1 protein-coding gene is annotated in these 1035 nt (G+C 37.0%); it reads right to left on the bottom strand.

The annotated features are described in order from the left end of the window. On the bottom strand, positions 1 to 1035 hold a 1035-nt coding region (locus DNK84_RS08360; protein ID WP_119344084.1), incomplete at both ends, for a hypothetical protein.

The raw sequence follows: 1035 nt of genomic DNA, 5'->3' as shown, positions 1-1035 counted from the left end.
TAATGATTGCCTCATCAGTCTTACCATGCCACACCTTCCATTTAATGGATGCAAGTTGCTCAGACTTATCACTGTTTAATTGACCAATTAACGTATCAAACTTCTTGGATATATGATACCAGTCAAGAATATAGGTAATGGATTTGCAGTGTTTTTTAAGAGATTTTAAAACATTCCAGCAATTCTTGGCTCCATCTGATAAAGCAACAACATCTGTTTTCTTGGTTAATCCTTCCTTTTTGGCAGCAATCAATGTCATCGCTTTAATAGATTTATGATGATCTTTATAACTAGAGGCTGCATAAGATTTCTGAGTGACTTCCCTATCTATATTATCTGTTCTTTTAGATACCTTTCTTACCTGATTTTCAGGGTTATAAACTTTAGTGAGCAGAGCTTCAAAGTTACCTCGAGTTGGGTGCTTATCTTTAATGTAACCACCATCTGTTTGAACAATTAATTCTTCTGCAGGTTTGATTTTAAAACCCTTAAGGCACGCCTCATCTTGATGTATTTCGTGTAGATATTGCCCAACACGTTCAGCGGTTCTCTTTAAATTCAGCTGCCCATTCACCGGTCGATGGCGCTTTACTTGTGCATCTAACTCATGCTGTGCTTCAACGAATGACATCTTAGATGCAACAACTGCTTGCATCTCTAATAAATCAGGGTGACGGTAGTCCCCAAACAAGCCTTGAATGCTATAAGTTACAAGCTTTCGACACTCATGATTAGCACATCTTCTTCTAGGCAGGTTTATCTTATGATCGCTGAATACGCTGTTAAAGTTAGATTCATATGTACCATAATTTCTCATTTCACTGCCACATGCTGGGCAGGTGTCTTCAAGATCGTAAACCGTTGATTGAAATTTCAGGTAGTTATCCTGTACACGGTGCAATATCTCTATTTGTTCTGTATGGTTATAACCTAAATCATCTATCGATTTTGGAGATTTAATTACTTTTTCTTCTGTCACTTCACGATGAACTATATCTTGTGTTTGATCATCATAAATCTCTGTTACGATTCGTT

Source organism: Facilibium subflavum (genome assembly GCF_003574485.1).
GTDB lineage: Bacteria > Pseudomonadota > Gammaproteobacteria > Francisellales > Francisellaceae > Facilibium > Facilibium subflavum.
The sequence above is the reverse complement of the archived record's forward strand: the minus strand, read 5'-3'. Positions and strand labels throughout refer to the sequence as shown.